The 23,878-nt window shown below is 73.5% G+C and carries 17 protein-coding genes and 1 tRNA gene; 11 read left to right on the top strand and 7 right to left on the bottom strand.

What is annotated here, in order from left to right:
- Window positions 1-616: 616 nt before the first annotated feature.
- From ACZ7JZ_RS06270 to ACZ7JZ_RS06260, 3 genes are all read right to left on the bottom strand, one after another.
- The gene (locus ACZ7JZ_RS06270) at window positions 617-1,603 is read right to left on the bottom strand and encodes a sigma-70 family RNA polymerase sigma factor (protein WP_470933768.1); all 987 of its coding nucleotides are present in this window, start codon (window positions 1,601-1,603) and stop codon (window positions 617-619) included.
- A 341-nt stretch (window positions 1,604-1,944) separates the two neighbouring features.
- Window positions 1,945-3,492: an MFS transporter gene (locus ACZ7JZ_RS06265; protein WP_470933766.1), complete on the bottom strand. Its 1,548-nt coding sequence runs from the start codon at window positions 3,490-3,492 to the stop codon at window positions 1,945-1,947.
- A gap of 101 nt (window positions 3,493-3,593) precedes the next feature.
- Complete coding sequence (locus tag ACZ7JZ_RS06260; RefSeq protein ID WP_470934184.1) at window positions 3,594-4,211, bottom strand: TetR/AcrR family transcriptional regulator; 618 nt, start codon at window positions 4,209-4,211, stop codon at window positions 3,594-3,596.
- 501 nt (window positions 4,212-4,712) lie between these two features.
- Between ACZ7JZ_RS06260 and ACZ7JZ_RS06255 the strand changes: the two genes are divergently transcribed.
- The 3 genes from ACZ7JZ_RS06255 (at window position 4,713) to ACZ7JZ_RS06245 (ending at window position 6,715) form a co-directional block, all read left to right on the top strand.
- Window positions 4,713-5,990: a M6 family metalloprotease domain-containing protein gene (locus tag ACZ7JZ_RS06255; RefSeq protein WP_470933764.1), complete on the top strand. Its 1,278-nt coding sequence runs from the start codon at window positions 4,713-4,715 to the stop codon at window positions 5,988-5,990.
- Between the two features lie 147 nt (window positions 5,991-6,137).
- Window positions 6,138-6,210: transfer RNA gene (locus ACZ7JZ_RS06250), tRNA-Arg, on the top strand.
- Window positions 6,211-6,514: 304 nt separating this feature from the next.
- On the top strand, window positions 6,515-6,715 hold the full coding sequence (locus tag ACZ7JZ_RS06245; protein ID WP_470933762.1) for a hypothetical protein: 201 nt from the start codon (window positions 6,515-6,517) through the stop codon (window positions 6,713-6,715).
- A gap of 144 nt (window positions 6,716-6,859) precedes the next feature.
- Here ACZ7JZ_RS06245 and ACZ7JZ_RS06240 read toward each other — a convergent pair whose 3' ends face one another.
- Together ACZ7JZ_RS06240 and ACZ7JZ_RS06235 are read right to left on the bottom strand one after the other, a co-directional pair.
- Window positions 6,860-8,743: an MFS transporter gene (locus ACZ7JZ_RS06240; protein ID WP_470933760.1), complete on the bottom strand. Its 1,884-nt coding sequence runs from the start codon at window positions 8,741-8,743 to the stop codon at window positions 6,860-6,862.
- A gap of 156 nt (window positions 8,744-8,899) precedes the next feature.
- Window positions 8,900-11,392 carry a serine hydrolase gene (locus tag ACZ7JZ_RS06235; protein ID WP_470933758.1) on the bottom strand — a complete coding sequence of 831 codons (2,493 nt, stop codon included), beginning with the start codon at window positions 11,390-11,392 and terminating at the stop codon, window positions 8,900-8,902.
- A gap of 952 nt (window positions 11,393-12,344) precedes the next feature.
- Here ACZ7JZ_RS06235 and ACZ7JZ_RS06230 point away from each other — a divergent pair.
- From ACZ7JZ_RS06230 to ACZ7JZ_RS06220, 3 genes are all read left to right on the top strand, one after another.
- On the top strand, window positions 12,345-13,097 hold the full coding sequence (locus tag ACZ7JZ_RS06230) for a GOLPH3/VPS74 family protein (protein WP_470933756.1): 753 nt from the start codon (window positions 12,345-12,347) through the stop codon (window positions 13,095-13,097).
- 294 nt (window positions 13,098-13,391) lie between these two features.
- Complete coding sequence (locus ACZ7JZ_RS06225) at window positions 13,392-14,267, top strand: helix-turn-helix domain-containing protein (protein WP_470933754.1); 876 nt, start codon at window positions 13,392-13,394, stop codon at window positions 14,265-14,267.
- A 330-nt stretch (window positions 14,268-14,597) separates the two neighbouring features.
- The gene (locus ACZ7JZ_RS06220) at window positions 14,598-14,801 is read left to right on the top strand and encodes a DUF397 domain-containing protein (RefSeq protein ID WP_470933752.1); all 204 of its coding nucleotides are present in this window, start codon (window positions 14,598-14,600) and stop codon (window positions 14,799-14,801) included.
- A 144-nt stretch (window positions 14,802-14,945) separates the two neighbouring features.
- Here ACZ7JZ_RS06220 and ACZ7JZ_RS06215 read toward each other — a convergent pair whose 3' ends face one another.
- The gene (locus tag ACZ7JZ_RS06215; protein ID WP_470933750.1) at window positions 14,946-15,830 is read right to left on the bottom strand and encodes a hypothetical protein; all 885 of its coding nucleotides are present in this window, start codon (window positions 15,828-15,830) and stop codon (window positions 14,946-14,948) included.
- Window positions 15,831-15,957: 127 nt separating this feature from the next.
- Here ACZ7JZ_RS06215 and ACZ7JZ_RS06210 point away from each other — a divergent pair, with 127 nt between their 5' ends.
- From ACZ7JZ_RS06210 to ACZ7JZ_RS06190, 5 genes are all read left to right on the top strand, one after another.
- The gene (locus tag ACZ7JZ_RS06210; RefSeq protein WP_470933748.1) at window positions 15,958-17,199 is read left to right on the top strand and encodes an FG-GAP-like repeat-containing protein; all 1,242 of its coding nucleotides are present in this window, start codon (window positions 15,958-15,960) and stop codon (window positions 17,197-17,199) included.
- Window positions 17,200-17,719: 520 nt separating this feature from the next.
- Window positions 17,720-18,808, top strand: coding sequence for a hypothetical protein (locus ACZ7JZ_RS06205; RefSeq protein WP_470933746.1), 1,089 nt, complete (start codon window positions 17,720-17,722; stop codon window positions 18,806-18,808).
- Window positions 18,809-19,033: 225 nt separating this feature from the next.
- Window positions 19,034-20,224: an aminotransferase-like domain-containing protein gene (locus ACZ7JZ_RS06200; protein WP_470934182.1), complete on the top strand. Its 1,191-nt coding sequence runs from the start codon at window positions 19,034-19,036 to the stop codon at window positions 20,222-20,224.
- A 110-nt stretch (window positions 20,225-20,334) separates the two neighbouring features.
- On the top strand, window positions 20,335-21,411 hold the full coding sequence (locus ACZ7JZ_RS06195) for an NAD(P)H-dependent amine dehydrogenase family protein (RefSeq protein WP_470933744.1): 1,077 nt from the start codon (window positions 20,335-20,337) through the stop codon (window positions 21,409-21,411).
- A gap of 3 nt (window positions 21,412-21,414) precedes the next feature.
- A complete protein-coding gene (locus ACZ7JZ_RS06190) occupies window positions 21,415-21,894 on the top strand; it encodes a carboxymuconolactone decarboxylase family protein (RefSeq protein ID WP_470933742.1) in 480 nt (159 codons plus the stop codon).
- A gap of 78 nt (window positions 21,895-21,972) precedes the next feature.
- On the opposite strand, the gene ACZ7JZ_RS06185 is transcribed toward ACZ7JZ_RS06190, so the two are convergent.
- Window positions 21,973-23,637, bottom strand: a complete 1,665-nt coding sequence (locus ACZ7JZ_RS06185; RefSeq protein WP_470933740.1) for a GMC oxidoreductase — start codon at window positions 23,635-23,637, stop codon at window positions 21,973-21,975.
- Between the last annotated feature and the right edge of the window lie 241 nt (window positions 23,638-23,878).

Raw genomic sequence — 23,878 nt, 5'->3', positions numbered from 1 at the left:
CGGCCCCCGGTGCGCTCAATCGCCGCGCGGGCTGGATGTGCCGGGGCCGCAGCTCGGCTGCGGGCCGACCGATTCTCGGGAGGCAGCCCGCCACCCCTGCCGGCGCTCCGCGCCGGGTGCGCTCAAACGCCGCGCGGGCTGGATTTGCCGCGGTCGCACCTCCGGTGCGGGCCCGCCGGGGGCGGCGGGAGCCGGGGCGACACCACCCCCGGCCCCGGGCGCTCCGCGCCACGGTGCGCTCAAACGCCGCGCGGGCTGGATTCTGCTGCGGTCGCACCCCGGGTGCGGGGCCAGCGGGTCCGCGGTGGCCGGAGGCCGCCCTTCGCCCGTTCCCGGGCGCTGCGCGCCCGGTGCGCTCAAACGCCGCGCGGGCTGGGTTTGGTGCGGTCGCACCTCGGGTGCGGGGATCCGGCCTTGCCGCAGGCGCGGGGCAGGGGCTGGACCGATGCAGGGGGTCCGGCCTTGCCGAAGGCTCGCGGTCGGAGGCTGGACCGACGCCGGAAATCCAGCCCCGCCGGCGATTGAGGCGCGGGGGCCGGGGCGGAGCCCCGGAGGTGCGGGGTAGGGGGGAGCCCCGGCACCAGGGGGGTGGGTGCCGGGGCTCGCATGGGGGGGGTTAGGCGACGGCGTCGAAGCCGGTGTCGTGGGCCATGCGCTTCAGTTCGAGGAGGGCGTGCTTCTCGATCTGGCGGATGCGCTCACGGGTCAGGCCGTGCTGCTTGCCGACCTCCGTCAGGGTCCGCTCGCGGCCGTCGTCGATGCCGTACCGCATCTTGATGATCGAGGCCGTCCGCTGGTCCAGCTTGCCGATCAGGTCCTCCAGCTCCTCGCTGCGCAGGAGGGACAGGACGGACTGCTCGGGCGAGACCGCCGAGGTGTCCTCCAGGAGGTCGCCGAACTGCGTGTCGCCCTCGTCGTCCACGGACATGTTCAGGCTGACCGGGTCGCGGGCCCAGTCCAGGACGTCGGCCACGCGCTTCGGGTTCGAGTCCAGCTCGGCGGCGATCTCCGTGTGCTCCGGGTCGCGGCCGTGCTCCCTGTTGAACTCGCGCTGGACCCGGCGGATGCGGCCGAGCTCCTCCACGAGGTGGACGGGGAGGCGGATCGTGCGCGACTGGTCGGCTATCGAGCGCGTGACCGCCTGGCGGATCCACCAGGTCGCGTACGTGGAGAACTTGAAGCCCTTGGCGTAGTCGAACTTCTCCACGGCGCGGACCAGGCCGGCGTTCCCCTCCTGGATGAGGTCGAGGAGGGGGAGGCCGCTGCGCGGGTACCGGCGGGCCACGGCGACGACCAGGCGGAGGTTCGACCGGATGAAGACCTCCTTGGCCCGGTCGCCCTCGGCGGCCAGCGCCTCCAGCTCCTCGCGGCCGACCTCGGCGCCCTTTATCTGCGGGACCTCGCCGTCGAGTATCTGGCGGGCGAAGACCCCCGCCTCGATCATCTGGGAGAGCTCGACTTCCTTGGCCGCGTCGAGGAGCGGGGTGCGGGCGATCTCGTCCAGGTACATGCCGACCAGGTCGCGGTCGGCGATCTCCGCGCGGACGGCGCGAGCGCTGCTGGCCGATTCGGACTGACGGCGGGCGACGGCGCGGGTTGCCATGCGTGCTCCCTTGCAAAGAGTTCGGTCGCGGTGCGGCTGGTGCGGCCCCCGGAACACTCTCCCGAGTGCCCGCATCCGATGGAAACAACGACTGGAATCGGGACAGAATTCCCACGCCGCGTGCCATTTTTCGAGATCTTGCAGTATCCTGCGCCGCCGCACCGGTGGTGGAGGTCGCTCCGCCGGTGAAACCCCTGGTCAGGGGAGTTGCGCCCGCTCTTGCGCCTCCGCCCCTGAAGACGGCGAACACTGCCCCCCGGTTGCCCGGGAGGCGGTGTCAATTGCCGGATTCGCTCCGGAAGGGGCGGTTCCGCCCCGGTGGGGAGGGCCGTCGGCCCCCGTCAGTGGACGATGACCGGGACGGCCGGCTCGGCCGCGTCCGCACCGGTGCCGCCGGAGGCGGCCGTGACGCCCGTACCCGGGCGGCCGGTGTTGATCAGGGCGAAGGCGATGGCCGCGGAGGCCGCGAGGATGCCGACCGCCCACCAGATCGCGGCGGCGTACCCGTGCACCATGGCCTGCGCCTGGAGCGCCTGCTGCGCGGCGGTCCCGCCCGCGCCCTCGGCTGCGTGCGAGGTCAGGTAGGCGGTGGTGGCGGAGGCGGCGATGGTGTTCAGCAGGGCCGTGCCGATGGCGCCGCCGACCTGCTGGGAGGTGTTGACCATCGCGGAGGCCACGCCCGCGTCCTTCGGGTCCACCCCGTGGGTGGCCAGGGACATCGCCGGCATGAAGGCCGTACCCATGCCGAGGCCCAGGAGCAGCTGCGCCGGGAGGATCAGCGCCGCGTACGAGGAGCCGACCTCCAGCTGGGTGAGCAGCAGCATGCCCGTGCCGGCGACCAGGAAGCCGGGGCCCATCAGCATCCGGGGCGGGACCCGGGTCATCAGGCGGGCGCCGATCTGGGTGGAGCCGGTGATCATGCCGACGACCATCGGCAGGAAGGCGAAGCCGGTCTTGAGCGGGGAGTACCCCTTGACCACCTGGAGGTAGTAGGTGAGGAAGAGGAACAGGCCGAACATCGCGATGACGGCCAGACCCAGCGACAGGTAGACGCCGCCGCGGTTGCGCTCGGTCAGGACGCGCAGCGGGAGCAGCGGGGAGCGGACCTTGGCCTCGGTGAGGACGAAGGCGCCGAGCAGGAGCACGGAGCCGGCGAACAGGCCCAGGGTGACCGGGTCGGTCCAGCCGTCGGACTCGGCGCGGGTGAACCCGTAGACGAGGGCGACCAGGCCGAGGGTGGACAGGACCACGCCGGGGATGTCGAGCGGGGCGCGGTTGCGGGCGCCCTTGGGCTCGTGGATCACGAACCAGGCGCCGACGGCGGCCACGATCGCGAAGGGGATGTTGACGAAGAAGGTCCAGCGCCAGTTCAGGTACTCGGTGAGGAAGCCGCCGAGGATCAGGCCGACGGCGCCGCCGCCGCCCGCGATGGCCCCGTAGATGCCGAAGGCCTTGGCGCGCTCGCGGGCGTCGGTGAACATGACGGCGAGCAGGGAGAGGGCGGCGGGGGCCAGCAGGGCTCCGAAGGCGCCCTGGAGGGCGCGGGCGCCGAGCATCGCGGCCTCGCCGGTGGCCGCGCCGCCGAGGGCGGAGGCGGCCGCGAAGCCGATGAGGCCCACGACGAAGGCGTTCTTGCGGCCCCACAGGTCGGCGATGCGGCCGCCGAAGAGCAGGAGTCCGCCGAAGGCCAGGGCGTACGCCGTGATGACCCACTGGCGGTTGCCGTCGGAGATCCCCAGGTCCTGCTGGGCGGAGGGCAGGGCGATGTTCACGATCGTCGCGTCGAGCACGACCATCAGCTGGGCCAGGGCGATGAAGACCAGGGCCTTCCAGCGGCTGGGGTCGGCCTGCGGCAGCGCTGCGGCCGCCGTCTCGGGCGTTTTGGGCATGGGGGTATCCACCTCGTGGTGCGGTACTGGTGCGGGGTGCGGAGCAAGTCGTGGGAAGCGGGGGCGCGCGGGGGCCGCGGCTCCATGCGGGAGGGCTGCGGCTAGCGGCCCCGCTTCAGGTCCTCGAAGGTGACGGCCTCGCCCGGGAGCACGCTCCGGGCGGGGGCGCGCAGCCCGTCGAGGAACAGCTGGAGGTGCCGGTGGACGAACCGGTCGGCGTCGAGGCAGGCGCTGCCGGGCAGCGGGCGGCTGAGCTGTGAGAGGGCGACCATCAGGTCGCCGACGGCCACGTCCGGGCGCAGCTGCCCGGACGAGCGGGCCTGGGCCATCAGGTCCTCGACGGCCTGCTCCAGCTCGGTGCGGGTGGCCTCCAGCTCGGGGTGCTCGTGGTCGAAGGAGCCGGAGAGCATCGGGCACAGGGCCCCGATCCGCTCGTCGGCCGCGCCGTGCACGAACCGGGCGAGGGCCTCGAAGGGGTCCTCCTCCTCGGCAAGGGCCGATTCGGCCTGGGCGCAGACCCGGTCCAGGGCGTACAGGACCACGTGGTGGGCGAGGGTGGTGCGGTCGGGGAAGTGCCGGTACAGCGTGGCGTTCCCGACGCCGGCACGGCGGGCGATCTCGTCGAGGGCCGCCTCCACGCCGTGCTCCACGAACATCTCGCGGGCGGCGAGGAGGATGCGTTCGCGGTTGCGCAGGGCGTCGGCGCGCGGGCGCGGCACCTTGGCGGGGGCGGGGGCGGCGCCGCGGCGGGTGCGGGGGGCCGGTCCGCCGTCGCAGGCGGGCCCCGGCCCCGGGACGGGATCCGCGGCGGCCCCGCGGGCGACGCCCTGGGCGAGGCCCTCGGCGACCGCTGCGACCGCGGACGGGTCGCGCGGCACGTCGGGTGCCGGGGTGGCGGTCTGGTCCACGGCGGGTGCTCCTCGGTCGCTGTCGTCGGATGTCCTGCCCGGGCCGGCTGGCCCAGCGGTACGGGCCTGCGGTACGGGCGGGTCCTGGCGGGCCGTCCCCGGTCAGGCAAACGGGGAGCGTTTCCCCGTTTCGAGTACGCAGGTGTAAACGGGGACTCGATCCCCGCTTATTTCTCGCTCGAATGTGACCTGCATCACACCCCGCCCCACGTTCGGCCCCTCCCCGCGCGCGGCCGCGCACGACCCGTCGGAGGGTGATCGCACGAGCGCAGACCGGGTCCGGCCGGCTGCCGCAGAACCGAAGGCGAGCGGATGCCGCAGACCCGCCACCGGATATGCAGACACCGCCGGACCAGTGCCTACATCGGACTCACCGCACTGGCCCTCGGCGTGTGCGCCACCGCCAGCACCGGCACCGGCCACCCGGCGCGCAGCACTGCCGGGCCCGTGGCCGCGACCGGGGAGTCGGCGCTCGCGCCCTGCCGGATCTCCGGGGCGATGGGGGTGCAGATGTCCGAGGGGCTGCCGACCCCGCCCGGGTACTCCCGCTCGACGGGCCAGGTCCGCGCCCTCAACCTCATGATCGACTTCCCCGACGCCAAAGGGGAGGGCACCGCCCTGGACCGGCTGGCCGAGTTCTTCCCGCAGACCTCGGACTGGTTCCGCACCAGCTCGTACGGAAAGCTCAGCTACCGGCCCGAGTCCCCCGTCAAGACCTGGCTGCGGATGCCGATGCCGTTCGCCGCGTACGGGATCGAGCGCGGGTCCCCGTACGAACCGGGCTACCGGCAACTCGTGGAGCACATCGTGCAGGCCGCCGACCCCGAGGTGGACTTCAGCGCGTACGACCTGGTCAACATCCTGGTCACCCCGAACGCCGGGCCCTCCGCCCTGGACACCGTGCTCTCGGTGACCTTCTCCGGCAACGCCGAGGCGCCGGTCGCGGACGGGGTGCCGCTGGCGAACACCTCGTTCGTCTACAGCCGCCAGGACGACGGCTCGGGCTCGTACCGCGAGACCGGCTACCGCGTCCTGCCCCACGAGAACGGCCACGTCTTCGGCCTGCCCGACCTCTACACCGCCGAGGGCGGCGGAGCGGTGGGCCACTGGGACATCATGAGCGAGGACTGGGGGGCCAACAACGACCTCCTGGGCTGGCACAAGTGGAAGCTCGGCTGGCTGGACGGCAGCCAGATCAGCTGCGCCTCCCAGCCCGGTACGAGCGACCACGTCCTGTCCCCGCTCGCGGTCAAGGGCGGCACCAAGCTGGCCTTCGTACCCGTCTCCGAGTCGGCCGGCTTCGCCGTGGAGGTCCGCACCCCGGCCGGCAACGACGAGGCCGTCTGCAAACCGGGCGTACTCGTCTACAGGGTCGACTCCGAGGTGGACACCGGCCGCGGACCGGTGGTCATCGCCGACAGCGCCGCCGAGAGCGGGGGCTGCACCCGCCGCCCCAACGTCCACGCGGAACTCTCCGACGCCCCGTACGCACCCGGCGAGACCTTCACGGACGAGGAGAGCGGGGTCAGCGTCTCGGTGGTCGGCGAACTGCGCAGCGGCAGCTACCAGGTCCGCATCACCCGCCCCTGATCCGGCCGCCCGGCACCCTCCGCCGCACAGGGCGCGGCCGGGCCCGCCGCGGCCCGCGGACCCGCCGCCCGACCGGCCGCACACCGCGCCGCGGAGGCGTCCCCCGATCCGCTACCCTGTCCCTGGGCTGCCCTTGGGCGGCCCGGCGCCTTCGTAGCTCAGGGGATAGAGCACGGCTCTCCTAAAGCCGGTGTCGCAGGTTCGAATCCTGCCGGGGGCACAGTGCAGACGGGTGGAGGCCCGGTCGCTTCGAGCGACCGGGCCTCCTTCGTGTTCCGGGGTGCCGCCCCGGGAGCGGTCAGGCCGCCGCGACGAGGTCGGGGGCAGGGCCTTCGCCCGCTTCGCGACGGAGGCGGGGGCGGGGGCGGTGGAGTGGCGCGTACGTCGGTGAGGTAACGGGCGGGCGGAGGGGCAGGCGCGGTGGCATGAAGGAATCCGGACGGGCCCGAGGGGGTGCATATCCAAGCAGATGTGCATATGCTCCGAATAGTCCGATTGAGTGTTCCCGAAGGAGTGACGACGGGATGGCGAACGAGCGGAAGAACGACCTCCGTGCGGCGATGCAGGACCGGCTGCCGGGCCACGAACCCCCCTCGAAGGGGCACGGGTTCGACGGTCCCGTCCGCAGCAAGGTCAAGGGCGGACCGCATACGAAGGCGGCCCTCAAGCGCGCCGGCAGCCCCCAGGGCGACCGGATCGGCGAGCGGAGCAAGGGCCTCAGTTAGCCGCCCGTACGGGCAGGACCGCCCTGCGGGCGGGATGCAGTAGATGCAGTAGATGCAAGAACGAGCGGGATGCGGGTTGTGGCCCTCCCGGCCGGTGGGGATCGGCTGGGAGGGCCTTCGCATGTCCGGGCACGGGCAGGCGGGCTACGGGGCCGGCGGGGCCTGCCGGTCGGCCTCGGTGAGCAGGGTGTCCGGGCAGGCCGTGCCGCGGGGCAGCTGGTACGGGGCCGCCAGCCGGTAGGTGCCGGGGCCCGGTGCCAGCAGGACCGTCCACTCGCCGCCCGAGGCGTCGGGGGCGGTGGGGAAGAGGCAGCCGGCGGGGTTGGCGGTCTCCGTCGGCGGCTCGACGCCCTCGCCCGCGGCGTCGACCAGGCCGAGCCAGGGCGAGTACGGCACCCGGATCCACACCCGGCCGGCCTGCGGCACGTCCACGACCAGCTCGCCCGCGTCCGCCCGCCGGGCGACCGCCGGCAGGGAGGCCAGCGGGGCGGCTTCGCGGACCCGGTACAGCTGCCAGTTGTCGTCGCCCCAGACCCGCTCCAGGTACGGCAGGCCCGCCCTGATCAGCTCGGCCTCGCGCACTCCCCCGGAGTCCGGCCGGGCCGCGGGCAGCACCACGTAGTGCACGGCCCAGCGGTCGAGCCAGTCGCGGTAGCTGGCGGCGTCGAGCGTGTCGTCGTAGAAGAGCGGGTTGCGCTCCAGGTCGGCCTGGCGGTTCCAGCCGCGGGCCAGGTTCACGTACGGGGCGAAGGCCGAGGACTCGCGGTGGCTGCTGGCCGGGACCACCTCCACCCGGCCGCGGTCCATCCCGGGCCGCTGGAGCCGGTCGACGAGCGGGGCGAGCTCGCGGTTCCAGGCCGCTTCGGGGGTGGTGCGGACGATGTCCATGACGCTGTTGGCCGTGATCCAGGAGTTCAGACCGGCGAAGGCCAGCAGGAGGGCGTACCACTTGCGGGAGCGGCGCACGGTGTGGGGCAGGGCGGCCAGCAGGACCACCCCGGCGAAGAGCATCGCGAAGCGGGTGACGTTGGAGCCGACCTGCGAGTCGACCAGCCAGGTCAGCGCCACACCCGCCGCGTACACGGCCGCGGCGAGCCGTACGGTCTTCCAGTCGCGCGGCACCAGCAGGGCGGTCAGCACGGCGAAGGTGAAGGGCAGCGAGGCCGAGCCCAGGGACAGCGGCTGCGTGCCGGAGAAGGGGAACAGCCAGGCGGACAGCCCGACCACGGCCACCGGTGCCAGCCCGAGCGCGTACGCCCCGGGCCGCCGGCCGCTCAGGAACAGGGCCGCCGCGACCACCCCGAGGAACAGCCCGGCCACCGGCGAGGCGGCCGTGGCCAGCCCGGCCAGCGGTACGGCGGCGGCGGCCTTGCCCCAGCGGCGGCGGGCCCACTTACGCGGCCAGCAGAAGACCGCTGCCACCGCGCCGAGGGCGAACATCGCCCCGAGCCCGAAGGTCACGCGGCCGGAGAGGGCGTTGCAGAAGAGGGCGAAGACCCCGGCGAGGGCGGGCGGCAGCGGATTGCGGACGGCGCCCCGGCAGCGGCAGAGGATCAGCGCCAGCAGGCCCGCGGAGACCGTCCCGGCGATCATCATCGTGGTCCGGACGCCGAGGACGGACATCAGGTACGGGGAGACGACGCTGTACGAGACGGGGTGCATCCCGCCGTACCAGGCCAGGTTGTAGGCGGAGTCCGGGTGCCGGCCGACGAACTCGGCCCAGGCGTCCTGCGCGGCGAGGTCGCCGCCGCTGCTGGCGAAGAAGAGGAACCAGGCCACGTGGAGTACGGCGGCCAGGGCGGTCGCGGTGCCGACGGCGTGGGCCGTGGGGTGGGTGTGGCGGAGGGTGCGCCAGCTGCGGAGGGGGCGGAGGAGGTGGAAGGGACTCGGGGAGCCGGGCCCGGAACCGGAACCGGGCGCGGGCGCGGGCGCGGACCCCGTCCCGGCGCCGTCCGCGGGCGCGGCGGCGCCCGCCGCCGCGGGGTCCTGCGGCCCCCTCGGCGGAGACTTCGGCTCGGCGCTCGTCACTCCGTCGCTCCCCACATCGTTCCTCCCCCTCGGGTCGCCCACTGAGACGTGCACCGGCACCCCGGGGTTGCCCGGGGTGCCGGTGCACGGTCGTGCCCTGCGCGGCTCCTGCGCTGCGCGGATCCTGGCGTACGCGCTTCACGGCGTACGGGCCGGTCAGCCCACGCGCGTCAGCTTCTTGCCGAAGCCCGGTTCGGTCAGGTCGGCCTGGAGGGCCACCGGCACCTTGACCTGGCTGGCGCCCGAGCCGACCGTCAGCGTGCCGATCTCCGTACCCGCCTTGGCGGTGTGCGGGACCGGGGAGCCGCCGGAGAGCTTGACGTCCACCTTCAGGGACGGCCAGCCGATCGCGTCCACGTCGGCGGTGGCCACCACCGGGGTCCGGCCGCCGAGCCCGTCGTCCACGTACCCGACCACGTCGCCCTTCTTGATCACCTTCGCGCCGGTGAGCATGTCCTGGGTCTCCAGCATCATCTTCTTGCTGGCCTGGATGGCGGTGTCGAGGATCGGGACCCCGTGCTGCCCGAGGACGGCGCCGACGATGAACTGGTCCGTCTTGCCGACCCGCTTGTAGGCGGCGAAGAGCAGGTTGCCGCCGGCGGCGGTGGTGCTGCCGGTCTTGATCCCGAGGGCGTTGTTGAACGGGACGAGGCTGTTCCAGTTGTTCCAGTCCTTGCCGGTGTGGTCGGTCCACTTCGGCAGCCGGGTGATGTCCCGCAGGACCGGGATCTCGACGAGCTTGAGGCCCAGCTTCACCTGGTCCTCGGCGGTGCTGACCGTGGTCGCGTCCAGGCCCGAGGGGTCCGTGTACGTGGTGTTGGTCATGCCGAGTTCCTTGGCCGTGTCGTTCATCTTCTTGACGAACGCCTCCTGGGAACCGGAGTCCCAGCGGGCCAGCAGCCGGGCGATGTTGTTGGCCGAGGGGATCATGAGCGCGGCGATGGCGTCGTACTCGCTGATCTTGTCGCCCTCGCGGGCGGTGTTGAGGGTGGACTCGTTGTCCGTCTTATCCTTCTGGCCCTCCACCTCCGCGGTCTTGTCGATATCGATCATCTTGCCCTTTTCGCCCCGCTTGAAGGGGTGGTCGCGCAGGATGATGTACGCCGTCATCGACTTGGTGACGGAGGCGATCGGGATGGGCTTCTGCTCGCCGTACGAGCCGACGGTGCCGAGGCCGGTGGCGGACATCCAGGCCTGGCCCTCGTCCGGCGGGGTCAGCTCCGGCTTCTGCCCGGCGAAGGTGTACGCGTCCGAGGCGGTCATCTTCAGCGAGGGCTCGGGCAGCGGGCGGACCAGCTGCACGACGGCCAGGATGATGCCGAGCAGGACCACCAGCGGGGTCCAGATCTTGAACCGGCGGACGGTGGTGCGCAGGGCGCTCGGCGGCGGGGGCGGGTTGTTCGTCAGGTCCGCGAGCATGTCGAGCGGGGGCTTGGGCGGCAGGGGCTGCTGCTTGGTCCGCTCGGTCTCGCCCAGCGAGGCGGGGGTCGCCGCGCCCGGGGCGGGGTGGGCGGCCGGGGCCGCTGCGCTGGGAGCGGGGGCCGGGCGGGCGTCGTCCGTGCGCAGGGGCACGAAGGTGCTCGGGCGCTCGGCCTGGCCGGCCGGGGCGGCCTGGCCCGCGGGGTGGGGCCGGTTCGGCTGGTTCGGCTGCTGCGACTGGTTCGGCTGGTTGGCCGCGGGGGCCGGCTTGGGCACCCGGAAGACGGCGGTCTCCTGGTCCACGGGACCGGCGGCAGCGGGCTTCGCGGCCGCGCCGGACTGCGGGGCCGGACCGGCCTTCGGGGCGTCGGCGGCCTTCGGGGGCCCGTCGGTCCGGGGGGCCCGGAAGACGGCGGTGGGCTGGTCGACGGAGCCGGGGCGCGGGGCGGACCCCGGCTTGATCGCCTTCAGGACGGTGGTCTCGTCGGCGGGGGCGTCGGGCGCGGCACCGGGCTTGGCGCCGGGCCGGCCGATGGCGCGGAACACGGTGGTGTCGCCGTCGACGGGCGCACCCGTACCGGCGCCGCGACCGCCCTTCGCCCCGGAACCGGCCTCGGAACCCGGTTCCGCTTTCCCCTCGGCGGTGGCCGCCCAGGCCGCCACGGAGGCGCGTCCCGCGTCCTCGTCGGCGGGCGCACCGGTACGCGGCGGGGCGATCCGCGGATCCACGGAGGCGGCGGGCGCCGCGGGGGCTGCCGGAGCCGCGGGTGCTGCTGCGGGGCGGGCCTCGCGGCGCCCTTCGGCGGCGTCGGGTCCGGCGTCCGTACGGGGCTCCGAAGCGGAATCGGACGCGGGGCCTGCGGGCCTGGCGGCGGGCTCCGCCGGCTTGGCGGCCTTGCCGCGGCCCCCGAACCAGTCGGTGTCGGTGCCGGACGCGGCGGCGGGCGTACGGGATCCCCCCTCACCTGCGCCTGCGGCGGGCGTGGACCCGGCGCCGGGGAGCGGCCGCGCACCGAACGCGTTGAACGCACGGGTGGTCGTGTCACCGGCACCGGCGGCCCGGCCGGCGGCAGAACCGGAATCCCCGTCGGCGCCCGCGTCCCCGCCCGTACGGCCGGATGTGGATCCCGACGCGGGCCCGGAGTCGGCGGCCGGCCCGGAGCCCGCCGGAGCCGCCCCGAACGCGCTGAAGGGGCGGCTGGATGCCGCGGCGGAGCCCGGACCGGACACGGCCGCAGGGGCCGCTCCCGAGCCGGACTCGGATTCCGCTTCCGCTTCCGAACCACCGGAGGCGGCCGGAGCGGCCTTGGACAGCGCACCCGCAGCACCGGAACCGGCAGACGCCCCACCGGACACGGACCGGCCACCGGCCGGGTCCCCGTCGGAGGCGGAGGCGGCATCGGAGTCGGCAGAGGAGGGCTTACCGGCAGCCGCCTGAGCAGCCGGGGAGTCGGCCGCGCGGCCCGCGGCGGCAGCGCCGCCGGACCGGGTCGCGGGGCCGGAGTCCGAGCCCGCGGCTGCGGAAGCGGAATCCCGAACCGGGGACGCCGGAGCGGAGGCCTCCGGGGACGCCGCCGGGGCGGAACCCGTACCCGAGTCGACCGGACCGGAGTCCGAGCCGTTCTTGCCGGACCGCGAATCCGCGCCCGAGCCGGAGCCCTGCGCGCCCGGGGTCGCGGTCGAGGTCGAGGTCGAGGTCGCGCCCGCCGTCTCGGAAGCCGAAGCGGAGTCCCGGGCCGCAGCCGGACCATCGGGCCGTGCGTCCGGGTCCGGGCCTGACGTGCCCGGCGCATCGGAGGCGGCGTCCTCGGCGTCCCGGGGCGCGGCCGGGCGCGCGGGCGGGGTCGGGGTTTCGGTGGGGTCGGGGGCTTTTCGGGACGGGAGGCGGGGATCGCGCTCCGGCGTCGGATCCGCCGTGCCCGACGTACCCGACGAACCCTGCTCTACCGACTTGTCGGGGGACTCGCCCGCCACCAGTTCCTCCTCGCTCGCTGTCGCTCGGCCTACTCGCCCGGCCCGGCCGGCTGTCCGAACCGTCTACCAGTGTCCCGTCTCGGGGGCATCGCCCCCGTGCTAGACGAGAACGACATAGCTGCCGGTTCCCACCCAAACCGTCCACGCACTCTCGACAGATGAATGTGAGAGGGGTCACCCTGTCACTCATCCACGCGGGGAGGCATGGATGGGCAGGAGCCGCAGAACAATTCCGGAGGAGCTTCTGCTGCTCGCCTTGGACCCGACCACGGGAACCACGGCGCAGCCGCAGTCGCTCGACCTCGGCCTGGCCGGGGCCCAGCTAGTAGAGCTGGCTCTGGCCGGACGGATAGCCCCTGACGGGGATCGTATCGCCGTGGTGATGCCACGGCCGACAGGAGATCCGACCCTGGACTCCGCACTGGAACTGCTGCGCAGGCGCGGCAGCCCGGTACGGGCCGTCCACTGGATCGGCGGACCCCGCCTGGGGCTCCGCCAGACGTACCTCTCGCACCTGGAGCGCTGCGGCATGGTGCATGCCGTGGCGGGACAGATGTGCGGGGTGCTGCCGACGACTCGCTACCAGGCGACGGACACGGCGATCAGCCGGGAGATCAGGGCCCGGCTGGACAGTGCGATCCGCACCGGCGTACCGCCGGACCCGCGGACCGCGGCGCTTGCCGCGCTGGCCCACTCGGTCGGGCTCGGCAAGCACCTGTACCCCGGCAACGAGGGACGGTCCTCGCGGTCGAGGCTGCGGGACCTGATCAGGCACGACCCGATGGGCGGACTCGTGGCGCACGCCGTGATGGACGTCCAGAACGGCGTGGGTGCGCAGCCGCGGCGCGCGTCCGCACCGAACCCCGGGCACCAGCCGGCCCCGGCCGGCGCCAGGGTCGCGGCGGGCGGGGTTCCGCTCCAGCCGCGCAGGGGCGCGATGGCTCGCGCCGTCGCGCACTAGACCGGACCACCCACCCGGTCGGCACGAAGTGACGAAGTACGGAGCACGGTGACGGAGTACTGAGCACAGTTGGGAGCCCAGTACGAAGCGCTGTCATGCGAACCGCCGGTGCGCGGGGCGCCGGGGCCGGCCTTGCCGGTCCCGGTCGCCCCGCGCATCCGTGTTCCCTCCCCCGGCCCCGGCCCGGTCTCTCGCTCTTTCCTGCGGCTTTCCCAGCGCAGTGACACCTTTCGGTGGCAATCTGCACAGCAACAGATACGCAGAGAAACAGTGTTGAGAGAAGGTGCCGTTCCCGTGGCGTCCAATGTCAACCCCACCGTCCGACGCCGCCGACTGGGCATGGAGCTCCGCAAGCTCCGCGAGGACAAGGGCATGACGGCCGAGCAGGTCGCCGAGCGCCTGCTGGTCTCCCAGTCCAAGATCAGCAGACTGGAGAACGGCCGCCGTTCGATCAGCCAGCGCGACGTCCGCGACCTGTGCGACGTGTACGAGGTCGAGGACCGCCGCCTGGTCGACTCGCTGATGCAGATGGCGAAGGACTCCCGCCAGCAGGGCTGGTGGCACGCCTTCGGCGATATCCCGTACAGCGTGTACATCGGCCTGGAGACCGATGCCGCCTCGCTGCGCGTGTACGAGCCGCAGATCATCCCCGGGCTGCTCCAGACCCCCGAATACGCGGCGGCCATCGTGCGCGGCGCGCTCCCGGAGACCGCGCAGGCGGACATCGAGAAGCGCGTGCAGGTGCGGATGCGCCGGCAGGACCGGATCGCGGAGGAGGAGCAGGGGCCGGATCGCGGGCCGCTGCGGCTGTGGGCGGTGGTCGACGAGGCCGCGCTGCGGCGCCGGGTCGGTGATGCGCAGGTCATGGTGCGGCAGCTGGAGCACCTGATGAGGCAGTCCGAGCTGCCGCACGTGACGGTGCAGGTGATGCCGTTCAGCATGGGCGCGCACCCCGGCGTGAACGGCCAGTACGCGATCCTGGAGTTCCCCGACGCCTCGGACTCGACGGTGGTCTACATCGAGGGGGTCACCAGCGACCTGTACCTGGAGAAGGCCAACGACGTCCAGAAGTACAGCGTCATGTACGAGCACCTGCGCGCGCAGGCGCTGAACGTGGACCAGACCCGGGACTTCATCGCGGAGATCATCGAGCAGCACGCGGGCACGTAGCCGGGGCACGGCGGCCGGGGCACGGCGGCCGGGGCACCGGTCGGCGGGACGGTCAGGGGAGGGGTCGGCGGAGACGGTCCAGAGGGATCGTTCATGCGCAAATCAGGCCACGCGGCCCGCATCGGCCGAAAAATGGGCAGGTCAGGGCCCTTTCCGGGAGCGGCGGGCACGGTACACCGTCACCGCCCGGCCGCGGAAGACTCCAACTGAATATGCCATCCGGTCGAGTGAACGGCTCCTTCGCGGCGAGGTCCGGCCGAGTAGCGTCGATCACGCCAACCAGTCAGCAGGTTGGCGCAATCAACCCGACTCCCAGATCCGGAGCGAAAAATGGCCATTCACCTGGGCTCGACGGACCAGTGGACGAAGTCCTCGTACTCGGCCGGCAACGGCGCGTGCGTCGAGGTCAAGTCCCCCCTCGCCACGGAGATCGCGGTGCAGGACTCGAAGGTGCAGGGCGGCCCGGCCCTGAACTTCGCGCCCGGCTCGTGGACCTCGTTCGTCGCCGGTGTGACCCGCGGACCGCTGGGCTAAGTCGCCTGAACATCCAAGAGCACACCTCAGCCGAACCATCCGCATTACCCGCACCACCGGTACGACCGGAACCACCCGCAGTACCGACCAGAGCCCTCTCGACTGGCCCGCCGTCCCGGCCGAGGGGGCTCGGCCATGCCGCCGCTACCGCAGCTGGTCCACGTACCGGTCGGTGCCCGGCACGGTGGGGATGAAGGGGGCCACCAGTTCCACCCGGCCCAGCCCCGCCTCCGCCACCTCCCCGTCCAGCCCGAGGAACCGCTCCCAGCACTCCCGCGGATCGGCCTCCAGGAACCACAGCAGGGTCAGCCGGGTGTCCACCCCCTCGACCTGCTTCACGTAGGTCATCCGGTCCCCCGGCAGCGGGGTCGGCCGGAAGGCCGTGACCATGGCCGCCGGGCCGCCCGCCAGCCGCTTCGGCAGGGCCCGCGAGCGCAGCCACTCCAGCAGCTCCTCCCGCTGCTCCGGCCCCTGCGCGTCGACCACCTGGAGCACCAGCCCGCGGTACGGGTGGTCGAGGGCGTGGAAGTCCCGGGGGCCCGCGGCCCCGTCCCGGTAGACGGTCGCCGCGTGGTCCTGGAAGGACGTGAAGACGTGGGTGCGGTCCTGGTAGACGCGGCCGTCGCGGTTGAGCCGCTTGTTGATGCCGACGGTCCACTTCATGTGCTCGTCGTAGCGGCCCTCGGTGACCCAGTACGTGGAGAGGTAGCAGCCCGCCGCGACCGGCTGGGCCACCGCCGACTTCTCCGGGTAGCGCAGCTCCTGGAGCTCGCGGGTGGCGACCCAGCGGCGGCCCGCGTACATCCAGGGCATGGCCATCGCGCCGGCGTAGTAGTGGTCGTCCTCGTACCAGCGGTTGTACGCGTACTCGTGGCCCGGGTGCGGTTCGACCATGGTGATCAGGGCGTGCCCGGGGCGGACCCCGTAGGGGCCTACGGCGGCCAGGGCGGCGTACTCCTCGGGGCGGGTGTCGGCGGGGCGGGTGCCGGCGGGGTGCTCCCCGGCCCTCCTGCTCTCGTCTGTCGTCATGCTGCGTGTGTAGCTGATGGCGCATCAGATGGGGAGGGGGCCGCCGGGCCGCACCCGGCGGACGGGCCGGGGACCTTCTTCGCATAGGGTGCCCGAGCACATCGAACGGGGAGGGGAAACCCACACCATGCACACATCCATCAAGAAGGCCGCCGCGACCACGGCGGGCTTCGCACTCGCCCTCGGCGCCGGTCTCGGCCTCGGAGTGGCCGGCGCCGCGCCGGCGCAGGCCGCGGGCGCGTACGGGAACTGTCCGGCGGGCTCCTTCTGCGCCTGGAAGACGGACGGCGCCACCGGCACCATGTTGAAGATCAACAAGGACGTGCCGGACCTCGGGGCGTACGGGTTCGACAACAAGATCCGCGCGTACTCGAACCGCACCGCGCTGATCGCCTGCCTGTACTCCGAGAAGAACTACGCGTACCAGACCTACTGGGCGGCGAAGCCCGACGCGCACGGCGCCGGGTCCAGCGGGCCGGCCGAGGCGGACAAGAGCTCGGTGAAGTTCGTCCGCACCGAGCGGGAGTGCGTGCTGCCCGGCCACCCGGACTGGCGGGCCGAGTTCCGCCCGTACAGCGCGTCGGCCTTCGGCGACCTCAACCACGACCGGCGCGCGGACGTCCTGTCCCGCGACACGGCCGGGCGGCTGTGGTTCGCGTCCGGGGCCGGCGGCGGGCGGATCGTGGGCAGCGGCGGCTGGAACGGCATGAACGCCCTGACCCGGCACGGGGACGTCGACCACGACGGGCGCGAGGACCTGATCGCCCGCGAGGCGGCCACCGGGAAGCTGTGGCTGTACCCGGGCAGGGGCGACGGCTCCTTCGGCGCCCGCAGGCTGATCGGCTCGGGCGGCTGGAACGGCATGAGCGGGATCACCGCCTTCGGGGACCTGGCCGGCGACAGCGGGTCCGACGTGATCGCCGTCGAGAAGTCCACCGGGAAGCTGTGGCTGTACCCCGGCCGGTCCGGCGCCGCCATGACCGAGCGCAGGCTGATCGGCACCGGCGGGTGGAACGGCATGGACGCGCTGGTCGCGGCCGGGGATGTGGACCAGGACGGGCATCCCGACCTGTACGCGCGGGAGGCCGCCACCGGCAAGCTGTGGTTCTACCCGGGCCGCAGCTCCGGGCTCGGCGCCCGGACCCCGCTCGGTGCGGGCTGGAACGCGATGGCGGCCGTCCTGTCCGTCGGGGACACCACCGGGGACGGCAAGCCGGACCTTTCGACTGTCACGAACAGCCAGTACAAGATCAACGGCAGCGCCGGCCACGCCGGCTGGCTGGTCTCCTACCCGGGCCGCGGCAACGGCCTCCTCGAGCCGGGGCGGCTTGCGCACGGCGAGTGGTGGGGCCTGAACGGGGTCTTCTAGCGGGTGGCGGGTGCGGGTGCGGGCACCCCGGACCCGGCCCCGCTATCCGGGCCCCGGGGCTCCGCCCCGCACCCCGCGCCTCAATCGCCGGCGAGGCTGGAGTTGCCCCCGAGCAGGGACGGCAAAGCACCCCGGCTCCCCCGTTCCGCGCGCTACGCGCCCGGTGCGCTCAATCGCCGCGCAGGCTTGGTGTTGCCCCCGCCGCCTGAAATCTGCGGCCACGCGGGGGTCCGGGCACACCCAGCCCCGCCGGCGTTTGAGGCGCGGGGTGCGGGGCGTAGCCCCGGGGGGGCGTGGGGGTGGTGGTTACCGTTGGGTCTCGATCGGGAGGGGGGTTACAACCCGGGGGGTTGGGGGGCCGTCTCACTTTTTGCGGGTGGGCCGTGGGGAGGGAGATGTCCGGATGGGCCGGGGTGCTGTGCGCCGTACGGGCGCTGTGGTGCTGACGGCGTTCGCCGCGTTCGCGGCGCCCGCTGCCGTCGCGGCGCCGGCCGGAACGGCAGGTGCCGGGTGGACCGATTTGCGGAGTCGGGTTGAGGAGGACCGGGTCGGGGTGGCCCCGGACGGGGACCGGGGTCCGCTCGCGGTCAGGCCCGCGTTCCGGCACGAGGCCGGTGTGCTCCGGGGGCGGACCATCGTCCTGGAGATCCGCGTCGCCGACACCCGGCAGGGCCTGACGCTCCCCCTCGCCTACGAGAACTGCCACTACTCCCCCACCCGCACCTCCGCGCTCTGCGTGTTCCCGAACGCCGTGAAGCCCGGCGAGGCCTTCGAGACGGACCGGCCGGTGCAGGTGGTCAACGCGTACTGCTGCCAGTACAGCGGCTACGTCGACTACGCCTTCGAGGCCTGGGACGCCAAGCAGGTCGACTGGTACGTGCAGAGCATGGAGGCCGGGGTCCCGGACGGGGACGGCACCCGGCGGCTCGGCCTGCGGCCCGTCAGGGGTGAGGGGGAGGGCGAGGGCCGGTGGCGGACGCTCGGGGGCGCCGGGAGCGGCGTCGTCCGGGTGGAGACGGCCGGGTTCGATCCCGCCGGGGACCTCGCGGTGCCCGAGTTCACCCTCCGCGGCAAGGCGGGCGACCACCAGCGCGTGGACCTCGTCCCGATGACCGGCCCGGTGGGGCGGGAGCTGCCCGCGACGGTGTTCATCCGGCTGCCCGAGGGGGTCTCCAACGATCCCCCGGAGCCGGGCACCTATCCCGCGGACGAGACGTACTGCACCTCCGACCGCGACGGCACCGTCCGCTGCCCGGTCAAGGGTCCGGCCGGGCCGCAGCTGCGGGTGCGCATCGACCGGGCCGTCCCGGGGGCGGAGGGCCGGATCTGGACGGACGCCCCGGCGGGTGATCCGTTCAAGGAGAACAACTCCCGGCCGGTGCACATGCTCGCCCTCGGTGAGGACGGGAAGCCCCTGCGGACGAACCCCCGGGACACGGCGCTGCTGGTCGCGGGGGCGGGTGCGGCCGGGGCCGTCGTCCTCGGCGGTGCGGGCTACGCGGTCTCCCTCCTCCGCCGGATGCGGGCGAGGGCACGGGTACGGGCGAGGGCGAGGGCACGGGTGAGGGCTGGGGGGCGCAGGGCTCGGGGGCGGCGGCGCAAGAGGTAGCGGGGAGGGGCGGGCAGGGCGGCACGCGGGGGCGCGGAGGGCTCGTTCTGCGGTCAACGCGGGTATGGGGTAAGGGAGTCCAGGGGGTGGACAGGTGGGTGCTGGATACACGGTTCCGCCGCTAGGGTGACCGGCACCCCCACCCGTACCAGCACGGGCACCCGCACCACCGCCCGCACCCGCACCCCCGTACCCCCGTCCGCACCCGCACCCCCAGGAGCCCCCATGCGCGCCCAGCCCCCCGCGTTCGCCGCCCGCGCCACCGCCGTCGAGGCCTCCGCCGTGCGGGAGATCCTCGCCCTGACCGCCCGGCCCGGGGTGGTCTCGTTCGCGGGCGGGCTGCCCGCGCCCGAGCTGTTCGACGCGGCCGGGCTGGGTGCCGCGTACGCCGGTGTCTTCGCGGACGGGGCGCGCCGGGCGCTCCAGTACTCGACGACCGAGGGCGCGCCCGAGCTGCGGGCGGCCGTCGCGGAGCGGCTGTCGGGCCGCGGGCTGCCGAGCGGTGCCGGGGACCTGCTGGTGACCACCGGTTCGCAGCAGGCGCTGACGCTGATCACCGCGACGCTGGTCGAGCCCGGTGACGTGGTGCTGGTGGAGAACCCGACCTACCTGGCCGCGCTCCAGTGCTTCGGGTTCGCGGGGGCGCGCGTGGTGCCGGTGCCGTGCGACGCGTACGGGATGCTGCCCGATGCGCTGGAGGAGATCGTGCTCCGGGAGCGGCCCAAGCTGCTCTACACGGTCCCGACCTTCCAGAACCCCACCGGCCGCACCCTGCCCGCCGGCCGCCGGGCCGCGGTGGCCTCGACCGCCGGGCGGCTCGGGCTGTGGATCGTCGAGGACGACCCGTACGGGGAGCTGCGCTACGAGGGCGCGCAGGTGCCGTGGATAGCGGGGCACCCGGGGGCCGAGGACCGCACGGCGCTGCTCGGCAGCTTCTCCAAGATCCTCGCGCCGGGGCTGCGGCTGGGCTGGCTGCGCGCCCCGGCCGGGCTGCTGAGGGCCGCGACGGTGGCCAAGCAGGCCGCCGACCTGCACACCTCGACCGTGGACCAGCTGGCCGCCGCCCGCTATCTGGCGGCCTCGGACCTGGACGCGCACGTGGCGCGGATCTGCGCCGCCTACCGGGAGCGGCGGGACGCGCTGCTGGCGGGGCTGGACGGGGCGCTGCCGGCGGGTTCCTCGTGGAACCGGCCGGAGGGCGGCATGTTCGTGTGGGCGCGGCTGCCGGAGGGGTACGACGCGACGGCGTTCCTGAAGGAGGCGGTGGCGCGGGACGTGGCCTTCGTGCCGGGCGCGCCCTTCTTCACGGGCACCCCGGACCCGCGGACCCTGCGGCTGTCGTTCACGACGCACACCCCGGAGGAGATCGGGGAGGGGCTGCGCCGGCTGGGACGGGCCGCGGCCGCCGTCCAGTAAGGGGTGCAGGTGGGGGCCAACACCCCACCTGAAGGAATTATGTGACGTCCCGTCAGATTCTTGCGTCGGATGTCTGGGAACCGCACGGGCCCCGCGCTAACCTCCGCCGCATGATTTCCACGGTTGTCTGGGGAACCGGCAACGTGGGCCGCGCCGCCATCCGCGCCGTCGCGGCCCACCCGGCACTGCACCTGACGGACGTGATCGTCCACGATCCCGGGAAGGTCGGCCGCGACGCGGGCGAACTGGCCGGACTCCACGAGCCGCTGGGCGTCGCGGCCACCGACGACATCGGGGCGGTCCTCGCCGCCGGACCGCGCGCCGTCGTGTACGCGGCCACCGGCGACATCCGCCCGGACGAGGCCCTCGCCGACCTGGTACGGGCGGTCCGCGCCGGTGCGGTGGTCGTGACCCCCGCCCTCTACCCCCTCTACGATCCGCGCAACGCCCCGCCCGAGTTCCGCGATCCGCTGCTGGCGGCCGTGGCCGAGGGCGGCGGATCCCTGTTCGCCTCCGGGGTGGACCCCGGCTGGGGGAACGACGTACTGCCGCTGCTGCTCAGCGGGCTCGGGTCGACCGTGGACGCCATCCGCTGCCAGGAGGTCTTCGACTACTCCACGTACGAGCAGGAGCACTCGGTCCGCTACCTCGTCGGGATGGGCCAGCCCCTGGACTACACGGCGCCCATGCTCATCGAATCGGTCCCGACCATGGTGTGGGGCGGGCAGGTGCGGATGATGGCCCGCGCGCTGGGCGTGGAGCTGGAGGAGATCCGCGAGACGATGGAGCGCCGTCCGCTGGCGCAGACCGTGCAGACCCGCACGATGGGCGGGTTCGAGGCGGGCACGCAGGGCGCGGTCCGCTTCGAGGTGCAGGGGATCGTCGGCGGGGAGCCGCGGATCGTCATCGAGCACGTGACCCGCATCCACCCCGACTGCGCCCCCGACTGGCCGGTGCCGCCGGACGGTTCGGGCGCGCACCGGGTGATCATCGAGGGCCGGCCGCGGATCGAGGTGACGGTGGAGGCGAGCGACGAGGGCGAGAACCGGTCCGCGGGCGGCAACGCCACGGCCGTCGGCCGGCTGGTCGGGGCGATCGACTGGCTCGCGGAGGCGGAGCCGGGACTCTACGACGCGCTGGACGTGCCGCTGCGCCCGGCGGTCGGCCGACTGGGAAGGAAGGGCTGAACCGTGCGGATCGACATCCCCGAGGGCAAGCACCCGATCGAGTTCGTGTGGGGCGAGATCGTGCCCGAGATCGGCATGGCCGCCTCCAACTTCTCCCTGTCCGTGTACGCCCACACCAAGCTGGGGCTGCGGGAGTTCGAGGCGGCCCGGCTGCGGATCGCGCAGATCAACGGCTGCGGGTTCTGCCTGGACTGGCGGACCGACCGGGACGGCGAGAAGGTCGAGGAGGAGTTCGCGGACGCGGTCGCCGAGTGGCGGACCACGGAGTCCTTCGACGTCCGGACCCGGCTGGCCGCGGAGTACGCGGAGCGGTACGCGCTGGACCACCACGGGCTGGACGAGGAGTTCTGGTCGCGGATGGCCGCGCAGTACAGCCAGGCGGAGATCGTGGAGCTGACCATGAGCATCGGCTCCTGGCTGGCCTTCGGGCGGCTCAACCGGGTGCTGGGGCTGGACGCGGTGTGCGTCCTTCCCACGGAGTAGCGGAGCGCGCGGCGGGTCCCGGCCGCGGGTGCGGGTCCCGCCCCTGCGCGGGACCCGCCCCGTCCGGAGCCCGCGGGCTCAGAGGTCGGTGGCGATGATCTTCTCGATGTTCCGTTCGGCCAGCGCCGTGATGGTGACGAACGGGTTGACGCTCGTATTGCCGGGGATGAGCGCCCCGTCGATCACGTACAGGCCCTGGTAGCCGTGCAGGCGCCCGTAGTTGTCGGTGGCCTTGCCGAGGACCGCGCCGCCGAGCGGGTGGTAGGTGAGGTGGTCGCCCCAGACCTTGTTGCCGCCGAAGAGGTCGGTCCGGTAGATCGTCCCCTCCTTCGAGTTGATCTTGTCGAAGATGGTCTTGGCGGCGTTGATGGAGGGCTGCTTCCAGGCCTGCTGCCAGCTGAGGTCGACCCTGCCGGCGGCCGCGTTCCAGGTGAACTCGGCCCGGTTCGGGTTCTTGGTGATGGAGAGGTAGAAGGACGCGTACGTCTCGATGCCGGTGGGCAGCGGGGCGACCTCCGCGAAGGCGCCGCCCGCCTCCCAGTTGTCGATGCCGGCGGTGGGCATGGAGGCCTGGAGCTTGCCGGTGGCGTCCCACATGTGGTTGGCGCGGCCGCACATCACGTTGCCGTTGTCGCCCCAGCCCTTGCCGACCTCGCCGTTGAGGGCGGGCAGGGCCCCGGTGGCCTTGAGGCGTACGAGCAGCTTGCTGGTGCCGACGCTGCCCGCGGCGAAGAACACCCGGTCGGCGGTGACGTTCTTGACGGCCGTGGTGGTGCCGCCGGTGTCGAGGACCTCGATGGAGACGCTGTAGCCGCCGCCGGGGGCCGGGGTGACGGTGGTGACCCGGTGCAGCGGGGAGATCGTGACGCGGCCGGTGGCGCGGGCCTGGGCCAGGTAGGTCTTCTGGAGGGTCTTCTTGCCGTGGTTGTTGCCGTAGAGGACCTCGCCGGCCAGGGCGGACTTGGTGGCGGTGCCGGCCGCCTCCTGCTTCATGTACTCCCAGTCGTAGACGTTGGGCACGAAGACGAAGGGGAAGCCGGAGCGCTGGGCGTGCTTGCGGCCGACGCGGGCGTACTGGTAGCAGGCCGCGGACTCCCACCAGGCCGGGTCGACGTCCGTGACCCCGAGTCCGGCGTTGGCGCGCGGGTAGTAGACGTCGTACATCTCGTCGGCGTCGACGGTGGGCAGGACGGCGGCGAAGCGGTCCCGGCGGGGGGTGACGGCCATGCCGCCGTTGACGAGGGAGCCGCCGCCGACGCCGCGGCCCTGGTAGACGGTGATCCCGGCGAACTCCTCGGCGTCGAGGATGCCGGTGTAGCGGGGGATGTCCTTGTCGAGGGGGAAGCCGAGGAAGTTGCTCAGGGGCTGCTTGGTGCGGGTGCGCAGCCAGAAGGAGCGGTGGTCGGGCTTGGTGGTGTTGGCGAAGATCTTGCCGTCGCTGCCGGGGGTGTCCCAGGCCATGCCCATCTCGACCATGTGGACGTCGACCCCGGCCTGCGCCAGGCGCAGGGCGGCCACGGAGCCGCCGTAGCCGGTGCCGACGATCAGGACGGGCACGTGCGCCCCGGGGTCGATCGCGGCGGCCGCGGCTCCGGGGCCGGTGGCCGCCGCATGGGCGGGGCCCACCTGGGCCGAGAGGGTCAGCGCGCCCAGAATAGAACCGGTTCCTACGAGGAACCGGCGACGGGATACACCCTGGGGATCCGTAGCCGACGTGCGGGAACGGGGGGTGTTGTCGCTCATGTGACCTTCCTCACTCTTGGCGGAAGAGAAACACGTTCTACTGCTGCCAGGATGGGAAGTCACTACGTACCCGTAGGTAACTTTTGCCCCTCTCCTACACCTTTGTCACGGTGCGCTGACAGGCCGCTGACGGGGCGTCACCGGCCCGCCGGACCGGATCACGACGCCGCGGGGCCGATCCGCCGCCTCTCCCCGCCTCCTGGTCGACTCCGGGCAGCGCGCCGCGAGCGGATCCGGCCAG

It is taken from the genome of Streptomyces sp. NPDC038213 (assembly GCF_055600495.1).
This window is presented reverse-complemented; position numbering and strand designations above follow the sequence as displayed.